This window comes from uncultured Roseibium sp. (assembly GCF_947496995.1).
GTDB lineage: Bacteria > Pseudomonadota > Alphaproteobacteria > Rhizobiales > Stappiaceae > Roseibium.
The window spans coordinates 276,535-293,119 of record NZ_CANMFD010000002.1 but is presented as its reverse complement, the minus strand read 5'-3'; the positions used below and the strand labels follow the sequence as shown (position 1 = coordinate 293,119).

The 16,585-nt window shown below is 56.5% G+C and carries 11 protein-coding genes, 1 tRNA gene and 1 pseudogene; 6 read left to right on the top strand and 7 right to left on the bottom strand.

The window, feature by feature from the left end:
* Positions 1-15 precede the first annotated feature (15 nt).
* The 4 genes from Q1B40_RS09995 to Q1B40_RS09980 form a co-directional block, all read right to left on the bottom strand.
* Entirely contained in the window at positions 16-1,713 is a 1,698-nt protein-coding gene (locus Q1B40_RS09995; RefSeq protein ID WP_299813281.1) for an alkaline phosphatase family protein, read from the bottom strand.
* 135 nt (positions 1,714-1,848) lie between these two features.
* Positions 1,849-3,417 carry an arylsulfatase gene (locus Q1B40_RS09990; RefSeq protein WP_299813278.1) on the bottom strand — a complete coding sequence of 523 codons (1,569 nt, stop codon included), beginning with the start codon at positions 3,415-3,417 and terminating at the stop codon, positions 1,849-1,851.
* Between the two features lie 187 nt (positions 3,418-3,604).
* Positions 3,605-5,503, bottom strand: a complete 1,899-nt coding sequence (locus tag Q1B40_RS09985; protein ID WP_299813275.1) for a multiheme c-type cytochrome — start codon at positions 5,501-5,503, stop codon at positions 3,605-3,607.
* A 139-nt stretch (positions 5,504-5,642) separates the two neighbouring features.
* Positions 5,643-6,863, bottom strand: coding sequence for an AI-2E family transporter (locus Q1B40_RS09980; protein WP_299813272.1), 1,221 nt, complete (start codon positions 6,861-6,863; stop codon positions 5,643-5,645).
* Between the two features lie 110 nt (positions 6,864-6,973).
* Between Q1B40_RS09980 and Q1B40_RS09975 the strand changes: the two genes are divergently transcribed.
* Both Q1B40_RS09975 and Q1B40_RS09970 read left to right on the top strand, forming a co-directional pair.
* Positions 6,974-7,264: a hypothetical protein gene (locus Q1B40_RS09975; protein WP_299813269.1), complete on the top strand. Its 291-nt coding sequence runs from the start codon at positions 6,974-6,976 to the stop codon at positions 7,262-7,264.
* Between the two features lie 9 nt (positions 7,265-7,273).
* The gene (locus Q1B40_RS09970; protein WP_299813266.1) at positions 7,274-7,765 is read left to right on the top strand and encodes a phage holin family protein; all 492 of its coding nucleotides are present in this window, start codon (positions 7,274-7,276) and stop codon (positions 7,763-7,765) included.
* A gap of 216 nt (positions 7,766-7,981) precedes the next feature.
* Here the strand turns inward: Q1B40_RS09970 and Q1B40_RS09965 are convergent, their stop codons facing one another.
* The gene (locus Q1B40_RS09965; RefSeq protein WP_299813263.1) at positions 7,982-8,632 is read right to left on the bottom strand and encodes a pyridoxamine 5'-phosphate oxidase family protein; all 651 of its coding nucleotides are present in this window, start codon (positions 8,630-8,632) and stop codon (positions 7,982-7,984) included.
* 1,029 nt (positions 8,633-9,661) lie between these two features.
* Here Q1B40_RS09965 and Q1B40_RS09960 point away from each other — a divergent pair.
* Complete coding sequence (locus tag Q1B40_RS09960) at positions 9,662-10,864, top strand: CHAT domain-containing protein (protein ID WP_299813260.1); 1,203 nt, start codon at positions 9,662-9,664, stop codon at positions 10,862-10,864.
* Positions 10,861-11,508, top strand: a pseudogene (gene rplD / locus Q1B40_RS09955) (50S ribosomal protein L4); the annotation flags it as partial. The gene Q1B40_RS09960 and the pseudogene rplD, both read left to right, overlap by 4 nt.
* Positions 11,509-12,293: 785 nt before the next feature.
* Here the strand turns inward: rplD and Q1B40_RS09950 are convergent.
* A complete protein-coding gene (locus tag Q1B40_RS09950; RefSeq protein ID WP_299813257.1) occupies positions 12,294-13,109 on the bottom strand; it encodes a hypothetical protein in 816 nt (271 codons plus the stop codon).
* Positions 13,110-13,607: 498 nt separating this feature from the next.
* Positions 13,608-13,681 (bottom strand) — tRNA-Gln (locus Q1B40_RS09945).
* 289 nt (positions 13,682-13,970) lie between these two features.
* Between Q1B40_RS09945 and Q1B40_RS09940 the strand changes: the two genes are divergently transcribed.
* Both Q1B40_RS09940 and Q1B40_RS09935 read left to right on the top strand, forming a co-directional pair.
* Positions 13,971-15,692, top strand: a complete 1,722-nt coding sequence (locus Q1B40_RS09940; RefSeq protein ID WP_299813254.1) for a Ppx/GppA phosphatase family protein — start codon at positions 13,971-13,973, stop codon at positions 15,690-15,692.
* Positions 15,689-16,393 carry an RlmE family RNA methyltransferase gene (locus tag Q1B40_RS09935; protein ID WP_299813251.1) on the top strand — a complete coding sequence of 235 codons (705 nt, stop codon included), beginning with the start codon at positions 15,689-15,691 and terminating at the stop codon, positions 16,391-16,393. The genes Q1B40_RS09940 and Q1B40_RS09935 overlap by 4 nt, the downstream gene beginning before the upstream one ends.
* Positions 16,394-16,585 lie beyond the last annotated feature (192 nt).

The following is a 16,585-nucleotide window of genomic DNA, read 5'->3' as shown; positions in this document are numbered from 1 at the left end:
GGAGGAAGTTCAGTTTCAGGGGAGGGCCTCTGTCAGCACCTGACCGCGCGAACCGCTCGGCGGCTTGATCTTCAGATAGGCTGCAATGGTCGCGGCAACATCGACCGTCTCCACCCGCCTTGCGATCCTTTGCGGAGCGATGCCCGGCCCGGAGAAGATGATGGGAACATGTGTGTCGTAGGACCAGGGAGAACCGTGGGTCGCCGCGACGGTCAATCCGTCGAATTCACCAACGAACCAGTGCGGTTCGAAGACGATGTAAATATCGCCGGACCGATCCGGATGAAAATTGGCCAGGACCGCCTCACTGACCGCTGTCCTGGCGACATTCCCCGACCGCAGATCATCGCTTGAAATCGCATAGGCAATGCCGGGCATTTTCTGCAGTTCCTCGGCAAGCCTGCGGGAAACGGCCGGCTTGTCCAGCCCCTTTTCATCCAGCACGGCCTGATCGAGATAGACGTATGGCTGGGAGAAACTTTCCACCAGTTCCTCGGCAATGCCGAACTCGGCTTTCATTGCCTCTATCGCGGGCCTTTTGTCGACATCCTCGAAATTGAAATAGCTCGCAGGGATCCCCAGAGAGGTCAGATAGCCCGGGACTTCCGCGGCGCCATGGTCGGCCGACAGCACCACCAGAGTGCGCTCGAGGCCGACATGCTCGTCGACGTATTTGAGAAAACCGGCAAGGGTGCGGTCCAGCCGGCGCAGATTGTCTTCCGTCTCCAGACTGGAAGGCCCGAAGATATGCCCGACATAATCCGTGGAAGAAAAGCTGACTGAAAGATAATCGGTCACCTCGTCCGCCCCGATCTGCTCCGCATCGATCAGGGCCTTTGCAAAATCGGCCGTCAACTCGTCTCCGGCGGGACTGAGGGTCAGCAGCGTCGTATAGTATTTGCCGTCGCCGGCGCCGTATGGGTGCGGAAACGCACGGCCGAAACCGGGGAAATCGGTCTCCCATTCCATGTCGTCGGCATCGCCGAAACGGTAGGAGGCTTTGGCGTCTGAAAGTTCCCAGGCACCATCTGCATAAGAGCCTGCCAGCCCGTTGTCATTCCAGGCGCTCACCCAGTCCGGGTACCGATCCATGTAGTAGCTGGACGTTATGAAACGGCCTTCGCTTTTCGAAAACCAGAAGGCCTTGCCGCTGTGCCCGGCCATGGAAATTGCGCCGCGATCCTTGACCGAAACTCCGAAGACCTTGGGTCCGCCCGCGACACCCAGCGAGATCTCGTCCGCGATTGTGGACGACAGGATCGCACTTGGCGAACGGCCGTCCGTGGTCGCGGCCCGTTGCGTTGGGTCTATCTCGGAAGACTGATCCACGCCGCCCTGGCTGAGCAAGGGGTAATCCGCATCCTGAACGTTGTAATAGGGGCGGCCGGTCTTGCGGTCGAACCAGAGGTTGGCGACCATGCCGTGGACCGCGGGATCGGTTCCGGTGGCAAGGGTCGCATGACCGACAATCGTCTCGGTATTGGCGTGCCTGTGGTGGGCGTCGGAGTAGACAGCGCCATTCTCCAGAAGATAGGCAAAGCCGCCTTCGCCGAAATGCTCACGGTTCCGGTCGAGCAAATCACCGCGCAACTGGTCCACCGTGATCTGCAGCACCAGACGCGGAGCCTGGGTCTCGGCGAGAACGGTTCCGGACCAGAGGCCTGTCAGAAGGGCGCCGGTGGTCAAGCACAGCTGCTTTGCCCGCAATTTCATCTGAACCTCTCCTTGAGAATCCGGGAAAAGACCGCAATTCGAACGCCCCACGAAGGGGGGGCTTTTTTTGCCGGGGAATATCGCTCGCAAAACCCAGGCGGAGGATTCGCCGCCTAGGTTGGGTCGTTCCGCGCTTTACTTCGATCCCGTCGAGTCGGTCATCATTTCCATGACTTGGTCGATGGAGAAGCTGGCCGGTTTCTGGCGTGGCGGGAATTCCTGGAACGTTTTCAGGAATTCGGCGACATAGGCCTGCGCCGGCACGAGGAAGAACACCCGGTCGATCATCCAATCGTAATAGGTGTTCGAGGTCACATGCGCGCGTTCATAAGGATCCCGCCGCAAGTTGGTGATCAGCGGAATGCGCAAGACCGTCCAGGGCTCGATCCAGGCACGCAACGTGGCGAACTCTTTCTGTTCAAGGAATATCGCCTTCCAGTCTTCATAACGCAGAGCTGTGAGTTCTCCGGTGTCCGCAAAATAGAAGATTTCCTTGCGCGGTCCTGCTTCCTCTTCGCCAAGAAGATGCGGCAGGAAATTATAGCCATCGAGATGAACCTTGTAGTCGCGGCCGATCGCCTGAACGCCGCCATCCTTCAGCTTTTCCTTGATGTCCGGATCGCCGGCGGCAGCCAGATATGTCGGCAGCCAATCCATGTGATGCATGATTTCGTTGGAAATAGATCCGGCTTCGACTTTGCCCGGCCAGCGAACCATGGACGGCACGCGCCAGCCGCCTTCCCAGTTGGTGTTCTTTTCGCCGTAGAACGGAGAAGACGCCGCATCCGGCCATGTGTTCATATGCGGACCGTTATCGGTCGAATAATGAACGATGGTGTTGTCCGCGATGCCGAGTTCGTCCAGCACCGCAAGCAACTGGCCGACATGGCCGTCATGCTCCAGCATGGCGTCGCTGTATTCGTCCTGTCCGGAAATGCCGCGCACTTCGTCCTTTATGTGCGTGCGGAAATGCATCCGTGTGCCGTTCCACCAGACGTAAAACGGTTTGCCCTGATCGTTGGCGCGGCGGATGAAGTCGATGGCGGCGGTGACCGTTTCATCATCGACGGTTTCCATCCGCTTCTTGGTCAGAGGACCGGTGTCTTCGATCGCCCCGTCAGCAGATGATTTGATAACGCCACGTGGGCCAAATTTTTCCCGAAAGGCCGGGTCTTTCGGATAGTCCGGGTTTTCCGGCTCTTCTTCCGCGTTCAGGTGATAGAGATTTCCGAAGAATTCATCGAACCCATGGTTGGTCGGGAGCATTGAATCCTTGTCGCCCAGATGGTTCTTGCCGAACTGACCGGTCATGTAGCCGTGCGGTTTCAACAGGCCGGCGATGGTCGGATCTTCCACCTGCATCCCGAGATCCGCACCCGGTAGCCCGACCTTGGACAGGCCCGTCCTGAAGACGCTCTGACCCATGATGTAGGAAGACCGGCCGGCGGTGCAGGACTGCTCGCCGTAATAGTCGGTGAACATCATGCCTTCTTTGGCAATCCTGTCGATGTTTTCTGTCCGGTATCCCATCAGACCGAAAGTGTAGGCCGAGATATTGGATTGACCGACGTCATCTCCCCAGATGACGAGGATGTTCGGCTTGGCGTCCTCTTGTGCAAAAGAAGGCGTGGCGATTGCCAGAAGCAATACCCCCGCAGCACAGGCAGATAGTCTGCCGGTAATCGATCTCATTCCCGTAAACATGGTGTGATCCTCCCAATTGCACAATTTATCAATGCATCCAATTTGGTCCGCAGTTTTCCCAGATGTAAAAGTCATCAAGAATTAGAATTCTCTCTGCGTCAATGGAAAAGCTGTGAGAGGATTATTCACTCTTTTTGGGTTTATAGTATAGCTAAGTAGCTTATAAGCCGAATGAATTAGGTATATTTCATCTTGAGGTAAACTGTCGCTTCAGATCAAGAAGCGCCGCGTTGTCGGGAACATTCTGCAGGGCTCTTTGAAGAGCAACTTCGGCAGCTGCCAGATCGCCTTCGGCCATGTGCAGCCGAACCTGCATGATCCAGGCTTCCGCCAGTTGCGGATCAAGGCTCGTCGCCTCCTGAAAGGCGCGGATCGCGGCTCTGGAGTTTCGTAGCACCAGCGCAGTCCCGCCAATCGCCATATGGGTTTCCGGAAAATCCAGCTTGGCAGAGAGAGTTTCCTGCCATTCACGTTGAGCCGACCGCGCCGACAACCGGGTTCGTTCCGGCGTGTTGTCCAACGGAACGCGGAGCATCTGACGCGCCGCGGCGATGCGCACGGATTTGACCGGATCCTCCAGGGCATCTGTCAGGAGGGCAATCCCGTTTCCATCCGTATCGAGCCCGGCGAACGGCACGGCGGCGGCGCGAACAAGAGGATCCGGATCCCGCAGAAGACCGGCTGCCAGAGCGCGTTGCTCCGGCCCGCTTCGATTTCCAAGCAGGTTGAGAGCCGATGCACGGACGATGCCGGGAAAAGATTCGTGAAGGGCAATATCGAGGAGGTCTTCACCGACGCCGCTCGCATCGGCTCTGGCATTGGCAAAAACCTCGGCAAAATGCGGTCCCCTGTGCCGGCTGTCGGGATAACGGTTTTCCAGGACTTCGGCGGCCCAGCCAGCGGTTTTGTCTGTGTGGCAATCGGTGCAGGCATTCGGCGTGCCGATCTTCACGCTGAGATCGGGGCGGGGCACGCGGAAGGAATGATCCCTTCTGCCGTCGACACCCATGTATGTTCGCTCGATCATGTGGCAGGAGACACAGGCTGCCCCCGCGCTGTCCGGCTCATGAAAGTGGTGAGTTGGGTCGTCATAGGATTTTTTGGGAAGCGAGGCGAAGGCGGGGTTGCCCGCGCTTGAATGGCACTGCGTGCAAACAGCATTGCCATCAGCTTTCAGCCGGGCGCTGTGCGGGTCATGGCAGTCTGAACACCGGAGACCCTTGGCGTACATCTTCGACTGAAGAAAGGAGCCGTAGACATAGACTTCGTCCAGGATCTGCCCGTCCGGGTGATAAAGCCCGTCGCGCAGCAGCGCGAGCCGGTAGCTGTCGTGAAACGGCGTGCCGGGCATGGGGCTCCCGTCCTCGAGAGGCTCCCGCCTTGAATGGCACCCGGCGCACTGCTGAATTTCGGTTTCTGCAATCGTCTCCCTGAAACTCAGCAGAAGTCCATGACCGTCTGTACCGGGAAAGGAACTCCGCAACACGGACTCCTCGTTTTCAGCCCATGCGACATGGGCTTCGCCGGGGCCGTGACAGGCCTCGCAGCCGACGCCGCTCTCGGCCTGTGTGCTGCTATACTGCCGGGTGCGGGCATCGTAATTCTTGCGGAAATCCGTCGCGTGGCATTCGGCGCAACGGGCATTCCAGCTCTTGTAGGGACCGGACCAGTGAAAGCCGTCATCCGGAGGAAGAACCTGATCGGGATAGAGGTGGAACCAGCTCTTTTTTTCCTGATCCCAGACAACATCGAAAGACTGGAGTTTTCCCGGTTCCGTTTCGACAAGATACTGTTGCAGGGGCTCGATCCCGCCGACACCTTTGACCTCAAGCACCTTTGGCCCGTCGGTAAAGTCCTCGGTCTCGATAAAAAAGCGTTCGTCCCGGTGAAAGAAGCGTGTCGTGCGTCCGGCATGCTCAAAGACCGCTTCATCGAAATCGCCTGCGACGCTCTCGGTGGACGCCGGTCGCCAGGCTTCGGCATGGTGACTGGATTTCCAGGAACTGTACTCAGCCGAATGGCAGGTGCCGCAGGATGCGGAGCCGACAAAGGAAGGTGAAGGCTCGGCGGCGACGGCCGTGGCCATTGTGCAACCAAGCCCTAAGAGAACCGCCAGCCCCCGTCCCAACCACTCCATTCCACCTCCCGTCCGCCAGACTTTCATTGGCAATAGCCCGTGGTTGTCACCGGCTGGTTCGCAAAAGACCTATGTTCCCGGCCGGATGTCACCTCTGTTTTTTCAAGACGTCCAGGTCGGCGCGCAGTGTTTCCAGTTCCCGGGCAAGATGCGTTTGTTCCGGTTGTGCAGTGTCGGGCTTGGCAGAAGCAGTATCGGAGATTGCAGCGTCCGCGGTGGCCTCCTCGGCAAGTCCACGTGTGCGAAGGGACTGTTCGAACACGGCCCAGACCGTCAGGAACAGACCTGCTATCACGGGACCGACCACCAGCCCGACAGCTCCGAAGGTTGCAAGGCCGCCAAAGGTGCTGATCAGAACAAGAAGGTCGGGCATCCGCGTGTCGCGCCCGACCAGGATGGGCCGCAACAGATTGTCGACGGTCGTCACCACCAGCCCCGTCCAAATGGCGAGTCCTGCAGCCGCGACCAGGTGCCCGTTCGCCACCAGCACGATTATGCCCGGGATCAGAACCAGCGTCGGGCCGATGCCGGGGATCACGGAAAACACCGCCATGACGCATCCCCAGAACGCCGCGCCCGGCAACCCGGCGATCCAGAAGCCGAGACCGCCCAGAACGCCCTGGGCGACACCGATCAGGAATGTTCCCTTGATGGTCGCCCGGCTGATCGAGACAACCCTGTCGGCCAGTTTATGCTGGACGTCCGATGGCAGTCCGGAATGGATCAGCATCTGCTGGAACATGTTCGATGTCTGTGGCAGGAAAAACACCATCGCATAGAGCATGATGAAGATGTTCAGAAAGAATGTGACAGTGCCCCTGGTCACCTGAGACAGGGCCGTTACGAAAAAATCGGCGATCTGGCCTGCCGCTTGCCCGACCTTTTGAGCAATCGTCGCACCAAGCCCGGCGACATCGACCTCGAAGGGGAGCCAGCCCGGCAGGGCCTTCTCGATTGCTCCGATATCGACGGTCTCGAGCCAGACAGATGTTGTCTGGGCAACGCCTGCCGCTTGCTGCACCCCCAGGACGATCACCGCGCCGAGCGGCAAAAGCACACCAACCGACAGGAGAATGAGCGTGATGCCGACCGCTACGCCCTTGCTGTGTCCGGTGCGCTCATAAATCCAGCGATAAAGCGGCGCTGACATTGCGCTGAAAACGGCTGCCAGAAAAAGAGCGATCAGATAGTCCCAGATCAAGCCCAGAAAGGCAGCGCCTGTCGCCAGGGCGAGCAACCCGATCAGGAACAGCTGGAAGTGTGCCTTGTCGCCCTGTTTTGCGTCCGGCATGACGCGCTCACTTTCCATCGTGCAGTGTTCCCCCTCGCGTCCGAACACACGGAATATTCTGAAGTTTAACCTTTTTTCGCCAGGAACCCTAAGGTAATGTCGACGCTTGATTGCGAAGGAAATTATCCATGCCCCGCGCTTCCGTTCTGAGGGACGAAATTTCACAATTGAAGGTGGACTCCGAGACAAAGCGCAAGCCGCGTCGCCAGCGCGCGAAAAAACCGTCGGCTGAAATTCCCGAAACTCCGCACGAACCTGAACCGGACGAAATGCCCGGGAAGGACGAACTCGGAGAACTCGCGCATAAACTGTCGGATCTCGTCGAAAACGCGGGTGAGGAAATCAGGGAACGCCCGGTCACCGCCGTTCTGGGAGCGCTCGCTCTCGGGGTCGTGATCGGCGCGCTTCTTAAACGATAGGAGGGCTTCATGGACAGTTTCGTTCGCACCATGCGGATCATCTGGCGCGCGGAGCTTCTGATTATCGAAGCGAAGATCAGCGTCGCCACCAAGCGGATCGGAGCCACGGCTTTTGCCGGTCTGATCTGCGTCTTCGGCCTCGGAATGCTCAATGTCGCCGGTTTCTTCGCGCTGGAAGAAAAATGGGGGCCGGTCTATGCCGCCCTAGGTGTCGCGGTTGCCGATTTCCTGATCGCCGCCCTTCTTGTTCTGTGGGCTTCGCGGTTGTCGACCGGACCCGAACTTGATCTGGCCCGGGAGGTCCGGGACGCAGGCCTGCAGGAACTGGAGGCCAGGGCAGGTGACATTCAGGACGAGGTTGAGGCCGTCCGGGACGAATTGCTGGCGGTAAAGAACAGCCTGGTGAATTTTTCCCGCAATCCGCTCGATGGAACAATTCACGCTCTGCTGACCCCGATCCTGACGTTGTTGATCAAGTCGCTCACCAAGGGAAAAGACTGAGCCGGGCAACGCCCTTGCTGTGAGCTTTCAGATGCGCGCTTACGCACCGAACGCCTGTTATCGTCCTGAAAGGCCGGAGCCGCGTCGGGAGAGAAGGACGAAAGCCACGCTGGTCCGCGGAGAACTGTCACGGTTCAACGGTGCTCTGATCCTTGAAAACAGAAAACCCGAGGGCTCCTGAGACTAGGCTCACCGCTTTCCTTGCCAAATCTCAGTTCAGTAAAGTGTTCGCTTGTAATCGGTTTCCAGATTGTCCTCTATCCTGCGCATCTCATGATCATCATCGGGAGCGCCTGTCGTCTGATCGAGAATGATCCTTGCAAGCGACGGCAATTCGCTTCGGTCCTGGAATTGTTTCGGATCCCACAACTGAGAGCGCCGGAATGCCTTGGCGCAATGCAGGAAGACCTCCTTCACCTCGACCACGATCGCAAGTTTGGGAAGCCGGTCCTGGACGCTCATGCTCTTGAGCAACTCCGGGTCAGTCACCAGACTGGCTTGCCCATTGACGCGCAGCGTGTCGTCAAACCCCGGCACGATGAACAGCAGTCCCACGCTGGGGTTGGCGACAATATTCACCAGACTGTCGAGGCGATTGTTGCCGGGTCGCTCCGGTATCGCCAGCGTGTTCGGCCCAAGAATTTGAACAAATCCCACAGGATCGCCGCGCGGACTGACATCGGCTCTCCCGTCCGCATTCTGGGTACCGAGACATATGAACGGCGACCGCCTGATGAAGGCTTGCGCATGCTCATCGAGAGAGGTCTGGCACTTTATGGCAGCGAGGGGAGAGACTTCCGGAAACAGGCTTCGGAGCGATTCCTCATCCGAAATGACAAACTCGGGATCACCCTTGAACTTCTTCACGATGCTGCCTTTCGAAACTCTGGACCCGGACGGCTCAACTCCATCAGCATGGCACAATTTGAACGCAGCTGCGTTCCGGGTGCGCAAACAATTTTCAAATGCCACTCAGCCCAAGAATGAGGAGCGTACCTCATATTATGAACTACAGGCATTTCATGGGGGCAATCAAGTCGTTGAGCAAAGAAAACGAGAGCTGTGCAATAGGCTGATGCACACGTACACAGCTACCAGGAATAACGCGTTCGCCAGTCACTGGCGATCTATGGACCTGATTTGATTCATCAGATGATGGAAGCAAGTGAGTTCAAAATGCAGAAAGCCTGTACTTCTCTTCTACGTATCAATGTCTTATGGAAAAGTTTGGCTGGGGAACCTGGAATCTCAAAGAGAAAATAAGATGGTGTAAAAATTTCAATAAGTTAGGCTAGGTCGCCTTCCCAGAGTGGGGGAAGACTGTGGGGTTGTCAACATTTCGTCGATAGCAAGGGCTAATAGGAGACAACACCCCACTGGAGCATCATTTCGATCGGCGTTGTCGACATTACTCAACCAAAGCGTTTATTGGGTCTTCTGTTGACCTATTTCAAATTCTGTCGCAAACATCGGCCGAAATCTCCCCACCTCGTGGTAATCTGAGCGAAAATTGTCCGATTTGCACGTTGATGAAAGAAATAATCACACTCGAGCAGGTTATCGTTTTTAGTTGGAGGGAGAGCGCCGAGGCGCATTCTATGCCGATGAGGTGAGTGCCTTGCTCCGGAAAAAACACGCACCTTTTCCGGCGCAGCGTAGAAGATGCAGGCATTGGTGACCCAACTACGCGCCTGATCGGTTTTCAGCAGTTTTCCGTGGAAGAATCAGACACAGCCGAAACTTCCTAGTGTCGCCTGGGACGAATCGTCTTTAGCTAACTACGTCCAGTTGAGTATTCAAAAATTACCATTAGGCACCCCAGTTGAAGGTTGACATTATGCAACCAGCAAGAAATTGTCAGAAATTTATGACAGCGATGTTGGGGGCAACGTTCGAATGAATGCATTAGCAGTATTTCCAATCGCCGACGCGACACATCAGATCATTCAACTGGGCGAAAGCACGAACTATCTAATCACGTCTTCACACTCCGAACCACTCGAAATCAGTGCAAAGTCCGATCAGGTCAAATCACTAAGTAGTCTGTTGCGAGGATCTCTAGCGGACATTTGCAGACGCGGCTACGACTTCGTCGATGAGCCGCTCCCAGATCGAGAAGCGGCTTTGCTTGAAGTGGCACAGATTGGACGAAGCCTTTTCAAGGCGCTAATGCCGGAACCTGCTCACCGGGATTGGTTTCGAAATGAGATTAAGGATGGAGATACCATAATCCAGGTCATGAGTACGGCAGTCTCAGTACCTTGGGAAGCGCTATATTTGGCAGAAGAGCTTAGCGGCATCGCGCACGTTGAAGAGTTTCTTGGGTACAAATCGCGTCTAATCCGAAATGCGTTCAACAAGGGCCAGCAGCCATTTGCTCCCGGCGACTCCGTGCTGAGTAATGGTCAGATCGGAATGGGGATCGTCGAGGACGATCAGCTCGACAGTGTCGGGGTAAACAACGATTCTCAGATACTGAATGTGGCGCGAAAGGGCACTGCGATCAAAGAATTGCACCTTGGAAAGCTAGAGCAGAGTAATTGTATTTTGCCTATGGCAAACTTTTTGGCGAGCGAGGATCAACCTAAGCAGATCGTTCACTTTGATTGCCATCTTGAAGTCAGAGTCCATGCTGACACTCCTGTCATCCAACACTCGAAGGTTCGTGTCACAGAAAAGGTACTTATTCACTACAACGACTTTGCGTCAATGCCGCTGACGAACGGCCCTTTTGTCTTCTTCAATGTTTGCTATGGGGGCTCCGTCCAGTCAGTGTCGCTTGAGAGCTACGCTTCACTATTCCGACAAAACGGCGCAAGCTGTGTTGTGACCAGCGAGACAAAAATAGGCGACGGTTTTGCTGCGATGTTCGCGGGAGCGTTTTACGCTTGTGCGTCAACCGGAAAATCCGTCGCGGCCGCGTTGATGGAGGCGCGGAAATGGGTGCTCAACCACCATCGCAATCCATCGGCTCTCTTTTATACGATGTACGCCTTTCGAGACCGACTCCTTCCGGTAACCAGTGTGCCCGCTGGAGAAAGGCAAGAGTTCTCATCCAAATGTGGGTTTCGGGCTGAAATGGAGCAACCCGCAGCATGAATGTGCATTTCAACACTGCCTGCAACTTACCTGTTTTCGATGTCGCAGCTGGAGAGGCGGCGGGTCGCGTTCAACTCGACGAACACGTGTTTGGAGAAACACCAAGGACGGACATCATCCACCGAGTTGTTCGATGGCAGATGGCCAAACGTTTTAACGCGTCTAAAGAAATACTTGGCAGATCGGACGTCGCCGGTACTGGCAAGAAGATGCATAAGCAGAAGGGTACCGGGAAGGCACGTCACTCTTCAGCAAAAGCACCACAGTTCCGAGGTGGCGGCAGAGCGTTCGGTGGTGTTGTAGTGCAAGCTGAGAGCGGCCTACCCAAGAAAATTCGCGCGGCCGGCCTGCGCCATGCCCTCTCGTCTAAGGCGCTAGAAGGCGAACTCATAATCGTGCAGAATCTCGCTATCTCAGAGCATAAGACGAAGGTAGGCAAGGAAGCGCTCCGACGATTGGGTGTCGAAGGGAAGCGCTGCTTGATCGTATTTGGAAATCATGTCGATCTTAATTTCGCGTTAGCCACTCGAAACATTCATAACGTCGATTTGCTTCCTGTCGGCGGTCTCAATGTCTACGATATATTGAACCATGAACGCTTGTTGCTATCGCGAGAGGCAGTGGAACATTTGGATGAGAGGTTTTGGGGTACTAGTGCCTGGAGTTCGCGCCCAGCCGAGCTTCCTGATTCTGTACGTGTACCAAAAGTACCAAGCAAGGGGAGCGGCACAGAGCAAAAACCTCGGGAGAGTCGTTCCACAGTCAAACGTGAGCACAGCCGAGATAAACGCAAATCCGCTGAAGTTGGCAGGAAATCTCCTGCCAAGGTTCTATTGGACCTCGCTAGTGAGGAAATTTCAGCACGGAGGGAAGCCATGAAAACGTTGGTCGCCAGTCCGAGTAAATTCAACAAGTCCGATCTAAAGGCGCGTCTTCTGCCGGTTCTGCTATCAGACAATTTTGCAGAGGCAAAGGAGGCTGCAGTCACGCTAGCCAGGGTAGTTTACCCCCATCACTATACCAATTTCAGCGAAGATGCCGTCAGCTTAGAGGATGCATATCTTTACAAAGTCAGGATCGATGTTGAGCAGGTTCTACGAGAAGAAGGTGTCCTTTGCTTCACTTATGCGGACACGGTTCAGCGCAAAGGCGAGGATGTTGTCATCGAGTTACGCCTGAGCCCGGAGTTGCCGTTCGAATTGGATGGCAAACCTGCACGCGTCGATAACCCGGCTTGGCTAATCCGGGAACCCAAGTTCAACGTAGTTGTTACCGGGGCGCAGGATACTAAGATCGACTGGTCTGAGGAAAAGGGCACAGATCATGCCAAGGCCTTGCTCAAATGCAATGTCCCTGAATTCGGAGTAAACAAGCTATTTTTTGATTTCTTCGTCGACAACAGATGGATCAGTCGACAAGAACTCGTGGTCTAGTCGTCCACGAAGGAAATGAACGCATTCCCTGTGGACTCGGCCTCTTCGAGGAAGATAGTGCGCGGACCTTTCTTGCCGATTTCATCATCACCTCGGACATCGACCCATCCGCTCGGCAGGTTGAGACGCCAATAGTCTCCATCAGCGACAAGCTCGTGAAGCTCCACTCCAATAGTGAGTAATTCCTTGGACTTGTAAATGATGGAAGTGCCCACGGATTTCTTGGTTGAAAGTGTTGCTGAGGCGTCGGCCAGCTCGGTCGAAGATACATCGACCTCAATGTTGTTGTTATCGGCGTTCGTCGCAACAACCTCTAGTTTGTTGGACTTTACAAGTGCTGTGACGAGGTAGAGCTTGTCTCCCTCTCTCATCAACGATTGTTGTGGATCCACGGTACTAGATTTAAGCCATTCCGAAACGGCTTTCAGTTTGCCCGACGTTTTTCTACCACCCTTCACTTTCACCTTGGCGGAACTAGCAGTCGCGTAAGCCGACTTAAGTTTCCCCGATGCCTTCATGCCCAATCTAGAAGCAAGCCCCTCAATAAATGAGACAACTGTGCCAATTTTCACGGCAGATGAAAACGAGGTGTCAAAGGGAGCGAGGTCAACCTGCTTCTTTTCCACGTCGAACGGACGGTCTGATGCGAAAATTTCCTCAATATTCACGGGAGAAAATGTCCGGTCATTTCTTGAGATCACCAAATCTCCGATTTGAATCCCCGTGCGTGGCCACTTCAATAGGTTGAGGCTATGCTCCTGAACAAATACTCTTAGGACAGGGTCGGCAGAATTCCTGTTGCATTCAAACATGCATTACCTCCAGAAAACATTGCAATTTACTACCAGAAGGAGAATTCGATTGAAAGACCATTCGCGACAGGATTGGGCCAAGTGGCTGATTGGCGAACACTCAAACTCAGATGGCCACCGATGGGATCGGCTACGAAACCTCGGTGAGGTGCGGCGGATACCGAGATCTTCCGATAAGTATTGCGAGGCACTTTGGGCTTTTATTTCACGTATTTTCCAAAGAATTCGCAGTGACCTACATCCCGAATTTCAAACACCGCCTACCCAGCAGGTCGTATGAAAGTTTTTTCGTCTTTTGTTACATTTATGTAGTCGCCATCATCAATCGGCCGATAGTTCTAGTATGTTGACGAACCATTGCCCATATTCCTTTTGCCGGACGGCGCTCTTGGGCACCAGTTCCAGGGACCAGTTTTGGCATCAGTTGGTCGAATCGACTGAGAATGTGGATCTATTGATTCGATTATCTCAATGATATCAATGACTTGAGAAAAAGTTTGGCTGGGGAACCTGGATTCGAACCAGGACTAACGGAGTCAGAGTCCGTGGGTCTACCGTTAACCTATTCCCCAACGCGGCCCGGGAACCGGGCGAGCTGTTACGGCAGTTGTCAGGCTGGAAGCCCTCTGCAGCAACGAGTGTGCCGCATATACATCCATCATATTCCCGATTGCAAGGGCCGGTTTCGACTTTTTTGTGAAATTGCAGCCCTCAGGCCAGTTTCGCAAAAGCCAGGATCTTTCGTCGGCTGTTATGTGCTTTTCCATCGGCGGCCAACCTGTTACAGTTTTGTCAACGAAAGACATGGTCCCCGGCAGCGCCCCGTTTACGGCCGGTACGCCGGGACCTGAAAGGCACAAAGTGACTCAGTCAGGTCAGGAACCGCCCGAGAACGGGCGTCGTACCGCTGACGTGTCCGGCAACAGCGGAACTCCGCAGGAGTTCAAGGGACCGGGCAGACGGCGCCGCAAGCGTCGCTCAGGCCAGGGCCCCAAGGGCAAGGCGGCAGCGCAGGAAAATGCCGCCGCAACGGGAACGCCCCAGGGGGCAGGACCTGTTCAGGCCCAAGCTGTATCCGGAACCGTCGAAACCACCAGCCAGCCGCCGGCGCAGCCTGTCGCGGACGGCGGAACCGCGTCCAATCCGGGAAAACGCCGCAAGAAACGCCGTCGCGGGCGCAATCCCGCGCATGCCGGAAATGACGGCGCGGTCAACCGGCGTCCGCTGTCAGCGAGCGATGATGGAGACGCGGCACAAGGCACTGACGCTGCGACCAGCCTGAAAGGCAAGAAAGCGGCGCGGCGCAGGGGGCGGCGCAGACGGCAATCCGTGAACGGCGCTGCGGACGGTGCTCCTTCCGAGGCCCGCGCCACGCCGGACACCGGATCTTTGCGTGACAAACCTTCCCATGCTGGAGGCCCGGCAAATGCAGTGCGTGAGCCGTCCGCCCGGGACGCCGATATCCGCCTGGCGAAAAGCCAGGAAAAACAACCTCGCACGAACTGGAATGGCGTTGCGAAAGACCGAGCCAGAAACGGGCATCACCGTGGATCGCTTTATGCGGCGCTGGATCTTGGAACCAACAATTGCCGGCTGCTGATTGCCCGTCCTGAAGAACGCGGATTTAGGGTCGTGGACGCCTATTCCCGCATCGTCCGGCTGGGCGAGGGGGTCGGGTCCAACAAACGCCTCGGTGAGGCCGCCATGGACAGGGCAATCGATGCGCTGGCGAATTGTCATCGCAAACTGGCGGACAGGGGAGTTTCCCGCTCGCGCCTGATTGCGACGGAAGCCTGCCGGGCCGCAGAGAACGGGGCCGAATTCATCGAGCGCGTCCAGTCCGAAACAGGGCTCGCACTGGAGGTAGTCAACCGCGAAACGGAGGCTCGTCTGGCGGTTGCCGGCTGTGCGTCGCTGGTCGATCACGACGCGGACGGTGTCATCCTATTCGATATCGGCGGCGGCTCCTCGGAAATCGTCTGGCTGGACCTGCGCAATCGCTGCGGCGCGCGCGGCTACGCCCTGACGCGCTTTATCCGTTCCTGGATTTCGCTGCCGGTCGGTGTGGTCAATCTTGCCGAACGCCACGGCGGTGTGCATGTCACGCCGGATGTTTTCGAAGACATGGTCGAGGATGCCGCCGGGCATCTGGCGTCCTTCAACCTCGCCAGCAGTCTCACGGAAGCCATTTCCTCCGGAAAGGTGCATATGCTCGGCACTTCTGGGACCGTCACGACCCTTGCCGGCGTGCATCTCGGACTGAAGCGCTATGACCGGCGCCGGGTGGACGGAACCTGGCTCGAGGACGGCGATGTCGGCAGAATGATTGATCAGCTTCGCGATATGCCCTATGAGGCGCGCGTCGAGAACCCGTGCATCGGCGCGGATCGTGCCGATCTCGTATTGGCCGGCTGCGCCATCCTGGAAGCCATCCGCCGCCGCTGGAGCTGCTCGCGGCTGCGCGTCGCCGACAGGGGATTGCGCGAGGGAATTTTAACGGAATTGATGTCGGCCGACGGCGTCTGGACCCACAGGAAGTGCGGCAACCGTCAGGATCGCGGCCGTCAAAGGAACAGAGCATGAGCGGGTCTAAAAAAGGCACCGGTGACCGGGGGCTGCACGTCAAGGTGAAGACATCGGCCGGCCGGCGCGAATCGTCCACCCGCTGGCTGTCGCGCCAGTTGAACGACCCCTATGTGCGGCGTGCGAAAATTGACGGCTACAGGTCAAGGGCAGCCTACAAGCTCATCGAAATCGACGACCGGCACAAGGTTCTGAAGCCCGGTTACAGGGTTGTCGATCTCGGCTGCGCGCCAGGCGGCTGGTGCCAGGTGGCCGCGCATCGGGTGCAATCCAGCCTCGACGCGCCCAAGGTGGTCGGCATTGATTATCTCGACATGGATCACGTGCGCGGTGTCACCTTTCTGAAAAAGGACTTTCTCGACGACGACGCACCGGCGGCGCTGATGGAAGCTCTGGGCGGCAAACCGGACGTGGTCCTGTCGGACATGGCGGCCCCCACGACCGGGCACAAGCAGACGGATCATCTGCGCACGACTCACCTGTTTGAAATCGCCATCGATTTCGCCCGCCGAAACCTGGTGCCCGGCGGGTCCTTTCTGGCGAAGGTCTTCCGAGGCGGGACCGAAAATTCCCTGCTGCTGGATCTCAAGCGCGAGTTCAAGACCGTTTCGCACCTCAAGCCCCCGGCCAGCCGCAAGGAAAGTCCGGAGCTTTATGTGATCGCCAAGGGGTTCCGCGGCAGCGACCTTGAACAGGATTGAACGGCAGCACTTTGCCTGGATGCAATCCAGCTGATTTGTGTTCATGGCAAGCAAACCGAATGAAAAGCAAGGCCAGGGCTCTTTTCATTCTGTCACCTGCGTGTTATTGACCCGCGCCAACTTCTCCGGCACAGCCGAAGCGACTCGAAAGATGCAGGCTTTATAGACAGGCCGGCGTCGCTATCATTTTTT